Raw genomic sequence first — 16,808 nt, forward strand, 5'->3', positions numbered from 1 at the left:
CTCGAACTCGCCTCGGCTCTGCGGCCAGTTCTCTGGACTCAGGTCAGCGGATCGAAGCCATCCATCCACGTGAGTCTGGCCAAGATACCCTCGCCCTGCGACTCATTGTCAACATTGGCTAACCTCCTGTGCTCGGTCGTCGCGCGGCTTCTCGCCGTGGCGTCCACCAGACTTTGCTCCGGTGGCGCGAGCATTCATGGGGTACGGGGGCCGAGGTGGCGCTCGATCTCGGCCAGCTCCTCGGCGCCGAGGTCGAGGTCGTCCAGGGCGGCGACGTTCGCCTCCAGCTGCGGCACGCTGCTCGCCCCGATGATCACGCTGGTCATCCGCGGGTCGCGCAGCGCCCAGGCGAGCGCGAGCTGGGCCAGCGACTGGCCGCGTCGCTCGGCGATCGCGCCGAGCGCCCGGATGGTGGCCATCTTCTCCTCGCCGAGGTCGCTCTCGCTGAGGAAGACGCTGGTGCGCACCCGGGAGTCCGCCGGGATGCCGCCCAGGTAGCGGTCGGTGAGCAGGCCCTGGGCGAGCGGGCTGTACGCGATGCAGCCCGCGCCGACGCGCTCCAGCGTGTCCAGCAGGCCGTCGTCCTCCGTCCAGCGGTTGAGCATCGAGTACGACGGCTGGTTGATCAGCAGCGGCGTACCCAGGTCGCGCAGGATCGCGGCGGCCCGCTCGGTCTGCGCGGAGTCGTAGTTGGAGACGCCGACGTAGCGCGCCTTGCCGGCCCGGACGACGGCGTCCAGGGCGCCCATCGTCTCCTCCAGCGGGGTGTCCGGGTCGAAGCGGTGCGAGTAGAAGATGTCGACGTGGTCCAGCCCGAGGCGGCGCAGCGACTGGTCCAGCGAGGAGAGCAGGTACTTGCGGGAGCCCCACTCGCCGTACGGGCCGGGCCACATCAGATAGCCGGCCTTCGTGGAGACGACGAGTTCGTCCCGGTACGGCCGCAGGTCGGTGGCGAGCATCCGGCCGAAGTTCTCCTCGGCGCTGCCCGGCGGCGGCCCGTAGTTGTTGGCCAGGTCGAAGTGGGTCACGCCCAGGTCGAAGGCGCGGCGGACGACGTCGCGCTGCCGCTCGTACGGCCGGTCCGGGCCGAAGTTGTGCCACAGCCCGAGCGAGATGGCGGGCAGCCGCAGTCCGCTGCGCCCGCTGCGCCGGTAGGTCATCTGGTCGTAGCGCTCATCCGCGGCGAGGTAGGTCACGGTCACCGACCCTATCCCCGCCGGTGGCGGGCGTGCGCGGCGAACGGGCCTGCGACAACGGACGCCGGGGTAGTTTCGGGACCATGCGCTTCGTCCCGCTCGACACCCCCAAGCCCCTGTCCAAGATCGGCCTCGGCACCTGGCAGTTCGGGTCCCGGGAGTGGGGCTACGGCCCCGAGTACGAGCGCCGGGCCGCCGACATCGTCCGGCGCGCCGTCGACCTCGGCATCACCGTCTTCGACACGGCCGAGCTGTACGGCTTCGGCCGCAGCGAGCGGATCCTCGGCGAGGCGCTCGGCGACGACCGGCCGAAGGTCGTGATCGCCACCAAGATCCTGCCGATCCTGCCGGTCGCCCCGGTGGTGCAGCAGCGGGCGGTCGCCTCGGCCGCCCGGCTCGGCGTCACCCACCTCGACCTCTACCAGGTGCACCAGGCCAACCCGCTGGTCGCCGACCACACCACCATGCGCGGCATGCGCGCGTTGCAGGACGTCGGGCTGGTCGGCGAGGTCGGCGTCAGCAACTACGGACTGCGCCGCTGGCAGGTCGCCGAGGCGGCGCTCGGCCGGCGGGTGCTCAGCAACCAGGTCCGCTACAGCATGGTCGACCGCGGGCCCGAGCACGACCTGCTGCCGTACGCGAAGCAGGCCGGTCGCGTCGTCATCGCGTACAGCCCGCTGGCCCAGGGCTTCCTCTCCGGCCGGTACGACGCGAAGAACCCGCCGAGCGGCGCGGTGCGCCGGGCCAACCCGTACTTCCTGCCGGAGAACCTGGAGCGCGGCGCGACGCTGATCGAGACCCTGCGGCAGGTGGCCGACGCGCACGACGCCACGCCCAGCCAGATCGCCCTCGCCTACCTGCTGCGCCACCCGAACGTGCTGGCCATCCCCGGCGCGTCCGGCGTGGAACAGGTCGAACGCAACGCGGCTGCCGCCGACATCGACCTGGCCGACGACGAACACGCCGCGCTGGCCCGCGCGGCGAAGGAGTTCCGCCCGATCACCGGCCTGGCGGCGGCGCCCCGCCTGCTGCGGGCCCGAGCCGGAAGGTGAGCCGATGGACGACATCACCGCGCTGATCCTCGACGACCACGCGGCCTTCCGCCGGGGCTTCGCCCGCCTCGACGACGCCCGCGACGAGCACGAGCTGCTGGCCATCTGGGACGCGCTCGCCCTGCACCTGGACGTGCACGCCGAGGCGGAGGAGGCGATCCTCTACCCGCACCTGGTGCGCCACGGCGACGACGGCGAGGCCGAGACCGCCGACGCGATCGGCGACCACAACAGGATCCGCGACGCCGTCGCCGAGTCCAAGCTGCACCCGGTGGGCTCCGACGAGTGGTGGGCGGCGGTGCGTACCGCCCGCCGGGAGAACAGCGAGCACCTCGCCGAGGAGGAGGACGAGGCGCTGCCCGACTTCCGCCGGCACGCGAGCGTCGAGCTGCGGGCCGAGCTGGGCCGCCGCTGGCTGACGTTCCACGGCGAGCACAAGTTCGGCCGCGACCTGGCCTTCGCCGACAAGGACCCGCAGCGCTACGTCGACGAACACCGCCGCTGAGCGGAACGCCGATCTCCCCGACGCGGGGGAGTCGGCCCGGGGCGCGACCGGGACAGAATGGGCCGGTGAAGCCCCGCGCGGTCCTCGCCCCGCTGACGGCCGGCAGCACCTGGCGGCGCGGCGTGTTCCTGCTGCTCGGCGGGGTGCTCGCGCTGCCGTACGCGCTGCTGGCGGTGGCCTTCGCCCAGCTGCTGACCCGGTCGGACATCCCCCGGCCGCTGGTGCTGGCGCTGCTCGGCGTCGCGGCGGTCATCGCGGCGGTCCCGGTCTTCCTCGACGGCCCCCGGGCACTGGAGATCGCCGCCGCGCGGACCCTGCTCGGCGTCGACCTGCCGGACCCGGCTCCCGGGCACGTCGCCGACCGGGAGACCCGGCTGCGCTCGGCGCTCTGGATCGGGCTGCACCTGGTCAGCGGCGGGCTGGTGGTGGCCGCCCTGTTCAGCGCCGTGCCGATGGCGCTGGCCTTCATCGGGCAGCAGTTCGGGCTCGACACCGGCGTGACCGGCGGCGACCGGTTCGGGCCGCTCGACGGGCGCGACACCGGCTGGCTGACCCTCGCCGGCGTCGTCGTGCTGGTGGCGCTCGGCTACGCCGTGGCCGGGCTGGGCGCGCTGGCGGTGTCGATGGCCCCGGTGCTGCTCGGCCCGACCCAGGCGGAACGGATCGCGGCCCTGGAGGCGCACACCGCCCGGCTCGCCGAACGTAACCGGCTGGCCCGGGAACTGCACGACTCGGTGGGCCACGCCCTCACCGTCGCCACCCTCCAGGCCGGGGCCGCCCGCGAACTGCTCGACCGGGACCCGGAGTTCGTCCGGCGCGCGCTGGGCGCGATCGAGGAGGCCGGGCGGATTGCCATGGACGACCTCGACCACGTGCTGGGGCTGCTCCGGGAGCCCGACGGCCGGCGGGCCGCGCCGGCGCCGCAGCGTACGCTCGCCGACCTGGACCGGCTGGTGGCCGACACCCGCGCGGCCGGCCTGCCGGTCGACGCCCGGCGCACCGGCGACCCGGCCGACCTGCCGGCGGCGGTCTCCCGGGAGGGCTACCGGATCGTCCAGGAGGGGCTGACCAACGCGGCCCGGTACGGTCGGGGACCGGTCACGCTGCGCCTCGACGTGCACGCCGACGCGCTGGAGCTGGAGCTGGACAACGCGGTCGGCCGGCGCCGCCGCGCCGACCCGGGGCGGGGCGGCCGGGGCCTGGACGGGATGCGGGAACGGGTGCTGCTGCTCGGCGGCCGGCTGACCGTCGGGCCGGACGGCGACCGCTGGCGCATCCGGGTGCGACTGCCGTTCGAGGGGACCTGATGACGACCGGAACCGCGACGACCACCGGCGTGCTGATCGTCGACGACGACGAGCTGATCCGGGTCGGGCTGCGGGCCATCCTCGACGCCCAGCCCGACCTGCGGGTGCTCGGCGAGGCCGCCGACGGCGCGGAGGTGCCGCCGCTGGTCGCCCGGCTGCGTCCGCAGGTGGTGCTGATGGACGTGCGGATGCCCGGCATCGACGGCATCCAGGCCACCCGGCGGCTGCTCGCCACCTCCGCCGACCCGCCCCGGGTGCTGGTGGTGACGACGTTCGCCAACGACGAGTACGTCTACGACGCGCTCCGCGCCGGAGCGAGCGGGTTCCTGCTCAAGCGGGCCCGGCCCGCCGAGGTGGTGGAGGCGGTCCGGGTCGTCGCGCGGGGCGAGTCGCTGCTCTTCCCCGCCGCCATCCGCCGCCTCGCCGGGGCGTACGGAGGGCGGGGCGCCGACCGGCTGACGGCCGCCCGGCTCACCGAACGGGAGGCGGAGGTGCTGCGGCTGATGACCACCGGGCTGTCCAACCCGGAGATCGCCGCGCACCTGGTGGTCGGGGTGGAGACGGTGAAGACCCACGTCGGCAACGTGCTGGCCAAGCTCGGCGTCCGCGACCGCACCCAGGCGGTGATCGCCGCGTACGAGTCGGGGTTCGTCACCCCGTCGGGCTGAGCGTTCCCTCCCGAGGGGGAGCCGGTTCACCGCCGCACGGGAGGGCCGGTGAGGCCCGCCGGCCGAGGCTGGGAAGCATGACGACGACCAACGTTCCCACCCATCGCCCGGCCCCGGGCCGGCTGGACCGGCTCGCCCCGCTGGCCGCCGGCTGGCTCGGCCTCTGGGGGCTGCTCGCCCTGGTCTCCGCCGTCACCGGCGCCGGCTACCCCTTCGGGGCGAACGATCCGGTCGACGGCGAGGCCAACCTGCTCCGGCTGGTCCCCACCGACGTCGGCGCGCCGCTGTTCGCCGTGGTGCTGCTCGGCGCCGCGGTGGCCGCGCTCGCCATGACCGGCCCGGCCCGCCGCCGGGCCCGACCGCTGGACACGCTGCTGTCGGCGTACGCCTGGGCTGTCGCGTTCCTGCTCGCCGTCGTCGTGCCGGACGTGAAGGCGCTGGTCATCCTCGGCTACCTCCCGATCCTGATCGTCGGCGCGCCGTTCGGCTGGCCGCCGGTGGACTACGCCGACGTGTTCACCTGGGCGCTGTTCGCGCGGTGCGCGGCCATGGTCGGCGGGGTGCTGCTGGCCGGGGCGGTGCTGCGCTGGCAGCGGCGCACCTCGGGCGCCTGCCCGACGTGCGGGCGCGACGGCGCCGACCACGGCTGGACCTCGCCCGACTCGGCCGCCCGCTGGGGGCGCGTGGCGGCCTGGACCGCGGCCACCGTTCCCGCCCTGTACGCGATCACCCGGCTCGCGTGGGCGGTCGGCGTCCCGCTCGGCATCGAGCGGTCGTTCCTCGACGAGATGCGCGACTCCGGGCTGGTCTGGGCGGGCGCCGGGCTGGGCGCGTTCGCCCTGGTGGGCGCGGTCCTCACCCTCGGGCTGGTGCAGCGGTGGGGCGAGCGGTTCCCGCGCTGGATGATCGGCCTGGCCGGGCGCCCGGTGCCGGTCCGGCTGGCCGTCGTCCCGGCGACGCTGGTGGCGGTGGCGGTCACCGCGGCGAGTCTCGGCCTGCTCGCCACCCCCGCCTTCTGGGACTTCTCCGGCGGGTTCAGCCTCGCCACCGCGCCGATGCTGCTCTGGCCGTTCTGGGGCGTCGCGCTCGGCGCCGCCACGTACGCGTACCACCTGCGCCGCCGGGGCACCTGCCGGAGCTGCGGACGCGGCTGAGACGGGGGTGCCCGGTCGACGGACCGGGCACCCCCGCTGCCGTGAGCTAGCGTTGGTCGGGTGACTGCGCCTTCCCCGGTTACCCCGGCACCTCCGGCCGACCTGCCCGGCACGCTCGGCGCGCTGCGGGCGGCCGGCCACGCGTACCGCACGGTCAAGCAGGAACTCCGCGACAACCTCCTGGCCCGGATGCGTTCCGGCGCCGACCGCTTCCCCGGCATCGTCGGCTACGACGACACGGTGCTGCCCGAGGTCGAGCGCGCCCTGCTCGCCGGGCACGACATGGTGCTGCTGGGCGAGCGGGGCCAGGGCAAGACCCGGCTCATCCGCTCGCTGGTCGGCCTGCTCGACGAGTGGACCCCGGTGATCGCCGGCTCGGTGCTCAACGAGCACCCGCTGCACCCGCTCACCCCCAGCTCCCGGGCGCTGGTCGCCGAGGCCGGCGACGACCTGCCGGTGGCGTGGCTGCACCGCTCGATGCGCTACGGCGAGAAGCTGGCCACCCCGGACACCAGCGTCGGCGACCTGATCGGCGACGTCGACCCGATCCGGATCGCCCAGGGGCGTACGCTCGGCGACCCGGAGACGATCCACTTCGGTCTCGTCCCGCGTACCAACCGGGGCATCTTCGCCGTCAACGAGCTGCCGGACCTGGCCGAGCGGATCCAGGTGGCGCTGCTCAACGTGCTGGAGGAGCGGGACATCCAGGTCCGCGGCTACCAGCTGCGGCTGCCGCTGGACCTGTTCCTGGTGGCCAGCGCCAACCCGGAGGACTACACCAACCGGGGCCGGATCATCACCCCGCTGAAGGACCGCTTCGGCGCCGAGGTGCGTACCCACTACCCGGTCGACCTCGACCTGGAGCTGGCCCTGATCCGGCAGGAGGCCGACCTGGTCGCCGAGGTGCCGGAGCACGTGCTGGAGGTCCTGGCGCGGTTCGCCCGCGCGGTGCGCGAGTCGCCGTCGGTGGACCCGCGCTCGGGGGTCTCCGCCCGGTTCGCCATCGCCGCCGCCGAGACGGTCGCCGCCGCCGCGCTGCGCCGCGCCGGCCTGCTGGCCGCCGCAGGCACGGTGCCCTTCCTTTCCTCCGAGGGGGCGGTGGCGCGGGTGGGGGACGCGGTTTCCGTGACGAGCACGCTGCGCGGAAAGGTCGAGTTCGAGAGCGGCGAGGAGGGGCGGGAGGTCGAGATCCTCGGCCACCTGCTGCGTACCGCGACCGCCGAGACGTTCCGGGCCCGGCTGGCGGGGCTGGACCTCTCCGGCTTCACCGCCCTCGTCGACGAGGACGCCGTCATCGAGACCGGCGAGCTGGTCAGCTCCGCCGAGCTGCTGCGCCAGGTGGGCACCGTGCCCGGCCTGGCCAAGGCGCTGGACCGGCTCGGGCTGGGCGACGCGCCCACCCCGGAGCAGGTCGCAGCCGGCGTGGAGTTCGTCCTGGAGGGGCTGCACCTGACCCGCCGGCTCGGCAAGGACGTCACCGACTCCGGTCGGACCCGCTACGGCGGCCGGGCCTGAGCATGGCCGGCGACCGGTTCCGGTACGGGCAGTGGCGGGGCGGCCCCGACCCGCTCGCGCCCCCGTACGACGTGCGGGGGGCGGTGGACGCCGTCGGCGCCGAGGTGCTGGCCGGCGGCAGTCTCCGGGAGGCGCTGCGGAGCCTGCTGCGGCAGGGGCCCCAGGGGCGCGGCGGCCTCGACGACCTCGCCGCCCGGGCCAGGCGGCTGCGCCGGGAGGCGTTGCGCCGGGGCGACCTGGACGGGGCGGTCACCAGGGCCAGGGCCCTGCTCGACCAGGCGCTCGCCGCCGAGCGGGACGAGCTGCGCGGGCGCGACGGCGACGACGCGCGGTTCGCCGAGGCGGTGCTGGACAACCTGCCCCGCTCGACGGCCCGCGCCGTGGAGGAGCTGACCGGCTACCGGTGGAGCAGCGACGAGGCCCGCCGGACGTACCAGCGGATCCTCGACGGGCTGCGCGACGACGTGCTCGGCCAGCGCTTCGCCGGGCTGCGCGACGCGGTTCGCGCCTCGGCGGACCCGGCTGCGCAACAGCGGCTGGCCGAGATGATGCGCGACCTCAACGACCTGCTGGCCCGGCACGCCCGGTCGGAGGACACCACCGACGCCTTCGCCGAGTTCATGCGCCGGCACGGCGCGTTCTTCCCCGAGCAGCCGGCCGACGTCGACGAGCTGGTCGACGTGCTGGCCCGGCGCTCGGCCGCCGGTGAGCGGCTGATGCGCTCGCTCTCCGACCGCCAGCGTGAGGAGCTCGCCGGCCTGATGCGGCAGTCGCTCGGCGACCGGCTCGCCGGGGAGCTGTCCGCGCTGGACGCCAACCTCCGGGCGCTCCGCCCCGACCTGCACCGGGGCCCGGGCGAGCGGGTGCGGGGCGAGCGGCCGCTCGGCTACGGCGAGGCCGCCGGCGCGCTCGGCGAGATCGCCGAGCTGGACGAGCTGCTGGACCAGCTCGACCAGGAGCATGCGGGCGCCACCCTGGACGACGTCGACGTCGACGCGGTGGCCCGGACGCTGGGCCGCGACGCCGCCGACGACGTACGCCGGCTGCGGGAGCTGGAGCGGGAGCTGCGCCGGCAGGGTTGGGTGAGCCGGGACGCCGACGGGCTGACCCTGAGCCCGAAGGCGCTGCGCCGGCTCGGCGGCACGGCGCTGCGGCGGGTCTTCGCGGACCTGACGGCCGGGCCGCGCGGCCAGCACGACCTGCGCGCGGCGGGCGCCGCCGGCGAGGTCAGCGGCGGCTCCCGGCCCTGGGAGTACGGCGACGAGCAGCCCCTGGACGTGGTGCGGACGCTGACCCGGGCGGTCCGCCGCGCCGGCTCCGGTGTGCCGGTCCAGCTGGCCGTCGAGGACTTCGAGGTGGTGGAGACCGAGCGGCGGGCCTCGGCGGCGGTGGTGCTCTGCGTCGACCTCTCCTACTCGATGATCTCCCAGGGCCGGTGGGGCCCGATGAAGCAGACCGCGTTGGCGCTGGCGCACCTGATGGCCACCCGGTTCCCCCAGGACGCGTTGCAGATCGTCGGCTTCGGCCTGGAGGCGCTGCCGCTGACCCAGCAGGAGCTGGCCGCCGTCGAGCCGGACCTGCGGCAGGGCACGAACCTCCAGCACGCGCTGCGGCTGGCCGCCCGGCACCTGCGGCGGCACCCGGACGCCGAGCCGGTGGTGCTGGTGGTCACCGACGGGGAGCCGACCGCCCACCTGGACCCGGACGACGGGGAGGCGCTGTTCCACTGGCCGCCGCTGCCGGAGACGATCGCGGCGACGGTGGGCGAGGTGGACCGGCTCACCCGCTACGGGGCCACGCTCAACCTGTTCATGCTCGGTGACGATCCCGGCCTGCGCCGCTTCGTCGACGCCGTGGCCCGCCGCTCGAAGGGCCGGATGTTCACCCCCGACCTGGAGGATCTCGGCGAGTACGTGGTCTCCGACTACCTCCGCACCCGGCAACCCCGCCGTCGCTGATCTGGCGGATTCGACGGGCCCGGGCGGCTGCGCCCGTGTCCAGCCCTGGTGCAGGGCCGGGCTGGTGCAGTTTCAGGCTGGTGCAGTGCCGGCCTGGTGCATGGGCCGGGTCCGGTGGAGGGCTGGCCCATGGGTGGTGTTGCCTCGGACGCTGTCGAGCTGCCCCGTTGGTGAGACCACGGCCCGTCCGGGCTGCGGGGCGGTTCGACGCGGGGCTGCCTAGGCCGGCCAACCTGCGCGGGGCTGCCTAGGGGGCCGACCTGCGCGTGGCCGGCGAGGCGGGCCGACCTGCGCGGGGCTGCCTAGGCGGGCCAACCTGCGCGTGGCCGGCGAGGCGGGCCGACCTGCGCGTGGCCGGCGACGGCAAAGGTTCTCCTCCGGCCGCCGCTGCTGGTCCTGTCGACGGGGCAGCTCGACAGCGCCCGGTGAGCCCTTCGGCGTCCCGGCACGCGTTTCCGTCCGGTCCCTTCCGGGTGAACCGTCCGCAGGAACTCCGGGCCGGACAGCGCGGGCCGGGATTGACTGGGGACATGGACAGCGGGGCGTTGCGGGGGGCGTACGAGGAGGTGCTCGCGGAGGTCGACGCGGGCGGGTTCGGGCCGCCGCCGGCCGGGCAGCTCAGCGCCGAGCAGATCGTCGCGCACCTCGCCGCCAACGACGAGCTGATGACCGAGGCGACCGAGGCGGTCCTCGCCGGCTCGCCGTTCGCGTACTACGACCTGGAGACCATCCACCGTCCCCAGGTGGACGCGCTGGTGGCCGAGTGCGGTGGGCTGGACGGGCTGGCCACCCTGCTGCGGGCCACGAGCCAGAAGCTCTGTGCCCTGACCGATCGGCTCGGCCCGGCGGCAGCCGAGACCCCGGTGGAGACCCACCTGCGCGAGGGCTTCGACCTGGTCGTGGACGAGCCGCTGCCCTGGTCCCGCACCCTCGACCTGCACACCCGGGTGCACCTGCCGAAACACCTGGCCCAGTTGCGCATGCTGCGCTCCGGATGACCGGACGGGTCAGGCCGTGCCGGCAGCGGTGGACGTGGCGGCGGCCACCTACCCTTGCGACATGGCGCGGTTGCGGCAGGCGGTGCTGCGGCGGGTCGATCACGTGTGGGATCTCGGGTGGGCCAACCTGTTCGGGGCGGCGCTGGTCGGCTTCTTCCTCTGGCTGACCCTGATGCCCCTCGGCGACGGCATCGACCAGCTGCGGGCCGAGAGGTGGGGAATCGGCGGGACCGTCAGCCTCTCCCGGTGCGCGATCGACGACTGGGCCAGGGGCGACCCGTGGCGGTGCGGGGGCACGTTCGTCTCCGCCGACGCCACCGTACGGATCGACGGTGTCACGTACGAGGAGAGCTTCGACGACGATCCCCGGATCGCGGGGGAGCCGGTGAGCCGCGCCGCCCGGGTGAGCGGGTCGGGCGCGTCGAGGGCGTGGCCGCCGGGGGACGGGTGGCAGGCGTCCCTGATCGGCGGGATCTTCTGCCTCTTCCTGACGGCGATGGTCCTCGGGTGGTGGGTCGACCCGGGCGGGGGCCGACCGGCTCCGGCCCCGACGACCCGTCGGCGGCCCCGGTCGGCCAAGCCGCCCGCCCGGCTGCGAATGCGGCGGCGGCGTCGGTGAGCCGGCTGTCGTCGACCGATGACGCGAGGTCCGCGCGTCCCCGTCGGCAGGCGCGTCAGTCGACGACCCGGACGTCCTTCCAGAAGGCGACCCGGTCGCGGACCATCTCCGCCTCCGGCTTCGGCTCCGGGTAGTACCAGACCGCGTCGGCGATGGTCCGGCCGTCGTGCTCCAGGGTGTAGTAGGACGCGGTGCCCTTCCACGGGCAGACGGTGTGCGTGTCGGACTCGCGGAGCAGGTCGTCGCGCAGGGCGGCGCGCGGGAAGTAGTGGTTCCCCTCGACCAGCACGGTGTCGTCGCTCTCGGCCACGACCAGGTCGTTCCAGACGGCTCTCGGCATGGCTCCCACGTTATGTCGCCGGCCCGGCGGCGGCCAGTGCTCCGACCACGTCGCGGACGCACCAGTGGACGTCCCCCGTCACGAGGGTTGCAGCGCGTACAGTGATCGCATGTGTGCGGTCCGTGTGGATCATCATCCGGTCGACCACGACGGTGCGGTGGCCCAGTTGCGACGGTCCTACGCGGCGGTGCCCGCGGGCGCGCCGGTGCGGCTGGCCAAGCGCACCTCCAACCTGTTCCGTCCCCGGTCCGCCCCGCGCGCGCCGGGCCTGGACGTCACCGGGCTCACGGGCGTGCTCGCCGTGGACCCGGTCGCCCGCACGGCCGACGTGCAGGGCATGTGCACCTACGAGGACCTGGTCGACGCGACCCTGCCGCACGGGCTGATGCCGCTGGTCGTGCCGCAGTTGCGCACCATCACCCTCGGCGGGGCGGTGACCGGTCTCGGCATCGAGTCGACCTCGTTCCGCAACGGCCTGCCGCACGAGTCGGTGGTCGAGATGGACGTGCTCACCGGGGCTGGCGAGATCGTCACCGCCCGCCCGGAGGGGGAGCACGCGGACCTCTTCGCGGCGTTCCCCAACTCGCTGGGCAGCCTCGGCTACGCCACCCGGCTGCGCATCGAACTCCAGCCGGTACGCCGCTTCGTGGCCCTGCGCAACGTCCGGTTCACCCGGCTGGAGGCGCTCGCCGACGCGATCGCCGAGGTCGCCGCGACCCGGTCCTGGGCGGGGGAGGCGGTGGACGCGATGGACGGGGTGATGTTCAGCCCCGGCGAGGCGTACCTGGTGCTGGGCGCCTTCACCGACGACGCGCCGCCGCCCAGCGACTACACGGGACAGGACATCTACTACCGCTCGCTGCGCCGGCGCACGCACGACGCACTGACCACGTACGACTATCTGTGGCGCTGGGACACCGACTGGTTCTGGTGTTCGGCGGCGTTCGGGGTGCAGCACCCGGTGCTCCGGCGGGTCTGGCCGGCGCGGTGGCGGCGCAGCGACGTCTACCACCGGCTGGTCCGGTGGGAGCACCGGCACGGCGTGGCCGCCCGGATCGACCGCCTGCGGGGCCAGCCGGCGCGCGAGCGGGTGGTGCAGGACGTGGAGATCCCGCTGGAGCGGATGGCCGAGTTCCTGCGCTGGTTCGCCGGCACGGTCGGGATGACCCCGGTCTGGCTGTGTCCGCTGCGGTTGCGCGAGCCGTCCGGTCCCGGATCGGCCCGGGCCTGGCCGCTCTATCCGCTCCGGGCCGGGCAGGACTACGTGAACGTCGGCTTCTGGGGCAGCGTGCCGATCGCGGCCGGGGCCGCCGACGGCGACGTCAACCGGGTGATCGAGCGCATGGTGTCGGAGTCGGGCGGCCACAAGTCGCTCTACTCCGACGCGTACTACGACCGGGAATCCTTCGACCGGCTCTACGGCGGCGCGACGTGGCGCGCGGTGAAGGACCGTTACGACCCGGACCACCGGCTCACCGGACTGTACGAGAAGGCGGTAGCGAGAGCATGAGCCTGACCGATCGAGACCAGGGGGCGGCGAGCGCTCCCGCCAGCCCGCCGGCGGGGAGCCGGCGCCCGGGTCCGACCGTGGCGGACGTCGTCCGCGCGTTGACGAGCGGTGCCCTGCCGGTGCGGGTCACCGGGTACGACGGCAGCGCGGTCGGCCCGGCCGACGCCGGCATCACCCTGTCGATCCGTTCCGAGCGGGGCCTGACCTACCTGCTCACCGCCCCGGGCGACCTGGGCATGGCCCGGGCGTACGTCGGCGGCGACCTGGCGTTGCAGGGGGTGCACCCGGGCGACCCGTACGAGGCGTTGCGGGTGCTCAAGGACGAGTTGCGGCTGCGTACGCCGTCGCTGGCCGAGGGGCTGGCCCTGGTGCGCGGGCTGGGCTGGGAGCGGCTGATGCCGCCGCCGCCCCCGCCGCAGGAGGCGCTGCCGCGCTGGAAGCGCCTGGTGAACGGGCTGCGGCACTCCCGCACCCGGGACAGCACCGCGATCTCCCACCACTACGACGTCTCGAACGCCTTCTACGAGAAGGTGCTCGGCCCGTCGATGACGTACACGTGCGCGCTCTTCCGCTCGCCCGACGACACGCTGGAGCAGGCGCAGGCGGCCAAGTACGACCTGGTGGCCCAGAAGCTGGCGCTGAAGGCCGGGATGCGGCTGCTCGACGTGGGCTGCGGGTGGGGCGGCATGGTCCGGCACGCGGCCCGCGAGTACGGCGTGCAGGCGCTCGGGGTGACCCTGTCCCGGGCGCAGGCCGAGTGGGCCCGGGCGGCGATCGAGCGGGAGGGGCTGAGCGGCCTGGCCGAGGTGCGCCACCTCGACTACCGGGACGCGCCGCGCGAGCAGTTCGACGCGGTCTCCTCGATCGGCCTGACCGAGCACGTCGGGGTGCGCCACTACCCGGCCTACTTCGGGGCCCTGCGGGACCGGCTGCGGCCGGACGGGCGGCTGCTGAACCACTGCATCACGCGGGCCGACAACCGCGCGCCGCACCGGTCGGGCGCGTTCATCGACCGCTACGTCTTCCCCGACGGGGAGCTGGCCGGCCCGGGGCGCCTGGTCGGCGAGATCCACGACGTCGGGCTGGAGGTGCAGCACGAGGAGAACCTGCGGCTGCACTACGCGCTGACGCTGGCCGGCTGGTGCCGCAACCTCGTCGCGCACTGGGACTTCTGCGTCTCGGAGGTGGGTCCGGGCACGGCCCGGGTGTGGGGCCTCTACATGGCCGGGTCCCGGCTGGCGTTCGAGCGCAACGGCATCCAGCTGCACCAGGTGCTCGCCACCCGCCTCGGTCCGGAGGGGGCGAGCGGCTACCCGCTGCGCCCCGACTGGCTGCCCTGATCCGCCGTCGACAGCCGCGCCGCCCGTCGGCGCGGCTGTCGCCGAAGCTATTGACAAACAAATTTTGTACGTACAAACTGATTTTGCCATGAGAGACGTCCTGTACCTGGAACAGATCGAGCAGGCCGAGGTCCTGCTCAAGCCGCACCGCGTCGAGGTGCTGCGACAACTGGCCGAGCCGCGTACCTGCACCGAGGTCGCCACCCGGCTGGAGCAGACGCCGCAGCGCGTCTACTACCACGTCAAGCAGCTCGTCGCCGCCGGGCTGGTCGAGCTGGTCAGCGAACGCAAGGTCCGGGGCATCACGGAGGGCATCTACCAGGCCGCCGCCCGGTCCTACTGGCTGTCACCCCGGCTGGTCGGCCGGATCGGCCTGCGCCGGGCCCGCGACGAGCTGAGCCTCGGCTACCTGCTGGACCTGATGGAGGAGGTCCAGGAGGACATCGCCGGGCTCGACCGCGCCGCCCCCGAACTCCCCTCGGTCGGGGTCGCCGGCGAGATCCGGGTGCCGGCGGAGCTCCGCCAGCAGTTCCTGCACGACCTGCAGAGCACTCTGCAGGACCTGTTCACCCGCTACGGGGGCGCCGAGGGCGACGCCTTCAAGCTCGCCGTGGCCTGCTACCCGAAGGGGAAAGAACGTGACTGAACCGATGAGGCTGCCCGTCCGTCTCGCCGCGCCGGCCGAGGCCGTCCGCCGCGCCCTGACCGACCCGGCCGAGCTGCGCGTCTGGCTCGCCGAGCACGCCGAGGTCGAACTGCCGCGACGGTACGAGTTCTGGGGCCGCCACACCCCGGAGGGCGACGCGCCGCACCAGCGGCTGCTGCACGTCGACGACGACACGCTGCGCTTCGCCTGGCTGCTCGACGGGGTGGAGACCACCACCGAGTTCGCCCTGCGCGCGGAGGGCCCCGAAACCACGGTGCTGACGTTGACCCAGAGCCACTTCGACTTCGCCGAGGCGATGAGCGGCAGCAGCATCCGGGGCGTGCTCCAGACGTTCTGGAGTCTGTCGCTGGCCAACCTGGCCGCCCACCTGGCGGGGCAGTCGCTGCTGCCGAAGGTCGACTTCGCCTCCGCCGAGATGCGCGGCGAGCTGCTGATCGACGCGCCGGCGGCGAAGGTGTTCGAGTCGCTGACCGACTCCGAGCAGGCCAGCGCCTGGTTCGGCTACCCGATCGGCATCGAGCCCTGGGTCGGCGGTCGCTACGCCATGGGCGGCTTCGAGCACGGCTACGCGGCGAAGGTCGTCGACCTGGAGCCGGGCCGGAAGCTGTCGGTGGACTGGGGGCCGACCGGCGTCAGCACCTGGGAGCTGGCCGAGTCGCAGGGGAAGACGAAGCTGACCTTCGTGCAGTCCGGCTTCGACGAGCAGAACCCGCCGTACGGCGCGTGGGCCGGGTCGGTCTCGTCGCTGTTCGAGCTGCGCCGGTTCCACGAGATGAAGGACTGGCAGCCGATCTGGCTCCCCGCGGAGGTGCCGGGCCTGGAACCCCAGCCCGCGAAGGCGACGAGCTGACGCACGCCCCCGGGGCGCGCTCCAGCCCCGAGCGCGCCCCGGGTCGTCGAAAGTCGCAGGTGATAGTCGGGCGGCTCGTGGGTACTGGGGGGCGATGTTCTTCATCTTCGGGCTCCGCACCAAGGTCAGCCAGTCCGGCGTGGTGCAGCAGGTCTGCCGCAACTGCCACAACCAGGCCGCGCAGGTGATCACGCGCCGATCGACGAAGTTCAGCCTGTTCTTCGTGCCGCTCATTCCGATCCGCACCCGCTACGTGCAGCAGTGCACCTTCTGCGGCGCCCAGTACGACATCTCCCGGTCGGAGGCCGAGCGCCTCCCGGTCGGCTGAGCCCACCGATGGCCCGTTTCCTCTGCTGGCTGATCGGCCGGCAGCCCGCCGTGCCCGCGCCCGCACCCGTGCACACCGTCTCCCGGCCGCCGTGCACCCCCGGCCGCCGTCGTCGCCGCGACCGCCGGCCGCTGGCCGGCACCGCCCTGCCCCGTTCGCCCTGGAACCGCTCCGCCGGGCGCTGACCGATCCGTGATCCGCCGAGGCGCGGCGGACTGGTGGGGCCGTGCCAGGATGTGGCGGTGTCATACCCCCCTCATGCGTCGTACCCGCACGTGCCGGGCCCCGTGACGCCGATGGCGTACCCCCACCCGATCGCGCCCCCACCCGGCTACGCGGTGCTCGCCGTCACGGTGAACCGTGGCCCGTACATCGTGCCCGCCCCCGCCACGAGCAAGTTCAAGGTCAACGGCCAGGCGGTGCCGATCCCCGGCGAGGGCACCTGGTACGTGGTGATTCCTCCCGGGTCACTCGATCTGCGGTACACCGACTTCATGGGTCTGCCGCTGATCACCACCACGCTGGTCGCCCAGCCCGGCGCGGCCTACCACCTGTCGTTCCGCTTCGGCGGCTGGCGCAACCGCGCCTACGACGGCTACGGCACGGACGTGACGAAGTTCGGGCTCTGGTCGAACTACAGCATCATGCTGGTCACGTTCGGCGTCATCGGCCTGATCTGCTGCGGCGTCCTGGGACCGTACGCGGCCCTGCTCTGAGCCGGTTCCGCGCGGCCCGGCCCCGGGCCGACGGCCGCGGCGGGTGCCACCGGCCGGGGCGGCGCCGGGCGCGGGCGGCGGCGAC

General features: G+C 74.2%; 18 protein-coding genes. 16 read left to right on the forward strand and 2 right to left on the reverse strand.

Going from position 1 to position 16,808, the window contains the following annotated elements:
* Positions 1-194: 194 nt before the first annotated feature.
* Complete coding sequence (gene mgrA / locus ACN27A_RS27150; protein ID WP_421457376.1) at positions 195-1,202, reverse strand: L-glyceraldehyde 3-phosphate reductase; 1,008 nt, start codon at positions 1,200-1,202, stop codon at positions 195-197.
* A gap of 77 nt (positions 1,203-1,279) precedes the next feature.
* On the opposite strand from mgrA, the gene ACN27A_RS27155 reads away from it, so the two are divergent.
* The 9 genes from ACN27A_RS27155 to ACN27A_RS27195 all read left to right on the forward strand — a co-directional run bounded on the left by ACN27A_RS27155 (position 1,280) and on the right by ACN27A_RS27195 (position 10,972).
* Complete coding sequence (locus ACN27A_RS27155; protein ID WP_327030561.1) at positions 1,280-2,248, forward strand: aldo/keto reductase; 969 nt, start codon at positions 1,280-1,282, stop codon at positions 2,246-2,248.
* A 4-nt stretch (positions 2,249-2,252) separates the two neighbouring features.
* On the forward strand, positions 2,253-2,753 hold the full coding sequence (locus tag ACN27A_RS27160) for a hemerythrin domain-containing protein (protein WP_421457377.1): 501 nt from the start codon (positions 2,253-2,255) through the stop codon (positions 2,751-2,753).
* A gap of 65 nt (positions 2,754-2,818) precedes the next feature.
* On the forward strand, positions 2,819-4,060 hold the full coding sequence (locus ACN27A_RS27165; protein ID WP_421457378.1) for a sensor histidine kinase: 1,242 nt from the start codon (positions 2,819-2,821) through the stop codon (positions 4,058-4,060).
* The gene (locus tag ACN27A_RS27170; RefSeq protein ID WP_421457379.1) at positions 4,060-4,728 is read left to right on the forward strand and encodes a response regulator transcription factor; all 669 of its coding nucleotides are present in this window, start codon (positions 4,060-4,062) and stop codon (positions 4,726-4,728) included. Before ACN27A_RS27165 ends, ACN27A_RS27170 begins: the two co-directional genes overlap by 1 nt.
* A 77-nt stretch (positions 4,729-4,805) precedes the next feature.
* On the forward strand, positions 4,806-5,882 hold the full coding sequence (locus ACN27A_RS27175) for a hypothetical protein (protein ID WP_421457380.1): 1,077 nt from the start codon (positions 4,806-4,808) through the stop codon (positions 5,880-5,882).
* A 60-nt stretch (positions 5,883-5,942) separates the two neighbouring features.
* Positions 5,943-7,397, forward strand: coding sequence for a magnesium chelatase (locus tag ACN27A_RS27180; protein WP_421457381.1), 1,455 nt, complete (start codon positions 5,943-5,945; stop codon positions 7,395-7,397).
* A gap of 2 nt (positions 7,398-7,399) precedes the next feature.
* On the forward strand, positions 7,400-9,355 hold the full coding sequence (locus ACN27A_RS27185) for a VWA domain-containing protein (protein ID WP_421457382.1): 1,956 nt from the start codon (positions 7,400-7,402) through the stop codon (positions 9,353-9,355).
* Positions 9,356-9,885: 530 nt separating this feature from the next.
* Positions 9,886-10,353: a hypothetical protein gene (locus ACN27A_RS27190; RefSeq protein WP_421457383.1), complete on the forward strand. Its 468-nt coding sequence runs from the start codon at positions 9,886-9,888 to the stop codon at positions 10,351-10,353.
* Between the two features lie 61 nt (positions 10,354-10,414).
* A complete protein-coding gene (locus ACN27A_RS27195; RefSeq protein WP_421457384.1) occupies positions 10,415-10,972 on the forward strand; it encodes a hypothetical protein in 558 nt (185 codons plus the stop codon).
* Positions 10,973-11,027: 55 nt separating this feature from the next.
* Here ACN27A_RS27195 and ACN27A_RS27200 read toward each other — a convergent pair whose 3' ends face one another.
* On the reverse strand, positions 11,028-11,312 hold the full coding sequence (locus tag ACN27A_RS27200) for a DUF427 domain-containing protein (RefSeq protein ID WP_421457385.1): 285 nt from the start codon (positions 11,310-11,312) through the stop codon (positions 11,028-11,030).
* 109 nt (positions 11,313-11,421) lie between these two features.
* On the opposite strand from ACN27A_RS27200, the gene ACN27A_RS27205 reads away from it, so the two are divergent.
* The 7 genes from ACN27A_RS27205 to ACN27A_RS27235 all read left to right on the forward strand — a co-directional run bounded on the left by ACN27A_RS27205 (position 11,422) and on the right by ACN27A_RS27235 (position 16,723).
* On the forward strand, positions 11,422-12,822 hold the full coding sequence (locus ACN27A_RS27205; RefSeq protein ID WP_421457386.1) for an FAD-binding oxidoreductase: 1,401 nt from the start codon (positions 11,422-11,424) through the stop codon (positions 12,820-12,822).
* A complete protein-coding gene (locus ACN27A_RS27210) occupies positions 12,819-14,162 on the forward strand; it encodes a class I SAM-dependent methyltransferase (RefSeq protein ID WP_421457387.1) in 1,344 nt (447 codons plus the stop codon). Before ACN27A_RS27205 ends, ACN27A_RS27210 begins: the two co-directional genes overlap by 4 nt.
* Positions 14,163-14,250: 88 nt before the next feature.
* Positions 14,251-14,808 carry a helix-turn-helix domain-containing protein gene (locus tag ACN27A_RS27215; RefSeq protein ID WP_357576488.1) on the forward strand — a complete coding sequence of 186 codons (558 nt, stop codon included), beginning with the start codon at positions 14,251-14,253 and terminating at the stop codon, positions 14,806-14,808.
* Entirely contained in the window at positions 14,801-15,679 is an 879-nt protein-coding gene (locus tag ACN27A_RS27220) for an SRPBCC family protein (RefSeq protein ID WP_421457388.1), read from the forward strand. The genes ACN27A_RS27215 and ACN27A_RS27220 overlap by 8 nt, the downstream gene beginning before the upstream one ends.
* A 94-nt stretch (positions 15,680-15,773) precedes the next feature.
* Complete coding sequence (locus ACN27A_RS27225) at positions 15,774-16,007, forward strand: zinc-ribbon domain-containing protein (protein ID WP_132233650.1); 234 nt, start codon at positions 15,774-15,776, stop codon at positions 16,005-16,007.
* An 8-nt stretch (positions 16,008-16,015) separates the two neighbouring features.
* Positions 16,016-16,192, forward strand: coding sequence for a hypothetical protein (locus ACN27A_RS27230; RefSeq protein ID WP_421457389.1), 177 nt, complete (start codon positions 16,016-16,018; stop codon positions 16,190-16,192).
* 57 nt (positions 16,193-16,249) lie between these two features.
* A complete protein-coding gene (locus tag ACN27A_RS27235) occupies positions 16,250-16,723 on the forward strand; it encodes a hypothetical protein (RefSeq protein WP_421457390.1) in 474 nt (157 codons plus the stop codon).
* The last annotated feature ends 85 nt before the right edge of the window (positions 16,724-16,808 follow it).

It is taken from the genome of Micromonospora sp. WMMD737 (assembly GCF_049179055.1).
Classification (GTDB): Bacteria; Actinomycetota; Actinomycetes; order Mycobacteriales; family Micromonosporaceae; genus Micromonospora; species Micromonospora reichwaldensis.

Excerpts from the sequence above, each read along its gene's own strand:
- ACN27A_RS27155 (WP_327030561.1), top strand. The coding sequence starts at position 1,280 with ATGCGCTTCGTCCCGCTCGACACCCCCAAGCCCCTGTCCAAGATCGGC.
- ACN27A_RS27160 (WP_421457377.1), top strand. The coding sequence starts at position 2,253 with ATGGACGACATCACCGCGCTGATCCTCGACGACCACGCGGCCTTCCGC.
- ACN27A_RS27170 (WP_421457379.1), top strand. The coding sequence starts at position 4,060 with ATGACGACCGGAACCGCGACGACCACCGGCGTGCTGATCGTCGACGAC.
- ACN27A_RS27175 (WP_421457380.1), top strand. The coding sequence starts at position 4,806 with ATGACGACGACCAACGTTCCCACCCATCGCCCGGCCCCGGGCCGGCTG.
- ACN27A_RS27185 (WP_421457382.1), top strand. The coding sequence starts at position 7,400 with ATGGCCGGCGACCGGTTCCGGTACGGGCAGTGGCGGGGCGGCCCCGAC.
- ACN27A_RS27190 (WP_421457383.1), top strand. The coding sequence starts at position 9,886 with ATGGACAGCGGGGCGTTGCGGGGGGCGTACGAGGAGGTGCTCGCGGAG.
- ACN27A_RS27195 (WP_421457384.1), top strand. The coding sequence starts at position 10,415 with ATGGCGCGGTTGCGGCAGGCGGTGCTGCGGCGGGTCGATCACGTGTGG.
- ACN27A_RS27200 (WP_421457385.1), bottom strand. The coding sequence starts at position 11,312 with ATGCCGAGAGCCGTCTGGAACGACCTGGTCGTGGCCGAGAGCGACGAC.
- ACN27A_RS27205 (WP_421457386.1), top strand. The coding sequence starts at position 11,422 with ATGTGTGCGGTCCGTGTGGATCATCATCCGGTCGACCACGACGGTGCG.
- ACN27A_RS27210 (WP_421457387.1), top strand. The coding sequence starts at position 12,819 with ATGAGCCTGACCGATCGAGACCAGGGGGCGGCGAGCGCTCCCGCCAGC.
- ACN27A_RS27215 (WP_357576488.1), top strand. The coding sequence starts at position 14,251 with ATGAGAGACGTCCTGTACCTGGAACAGATCGAGCAGGCCGAGGTCCTG.
- ACN27A_RS27225 (WP_132233650.1), top strand. The coding sequence starts at position 15,774 with ATGTTCTTCATCTTCGGGCTCCGCACCAAGGTCAGCCAGTCCGGCGTG.
- ACN27A_RS27230 (WP_421457389.1), top strand. The coding sequence starts at position 16,016 with ATGGCCCGTTTCCTCTGCTGGCTGATCGGCCGGCAGCCCGCCGTGCCC.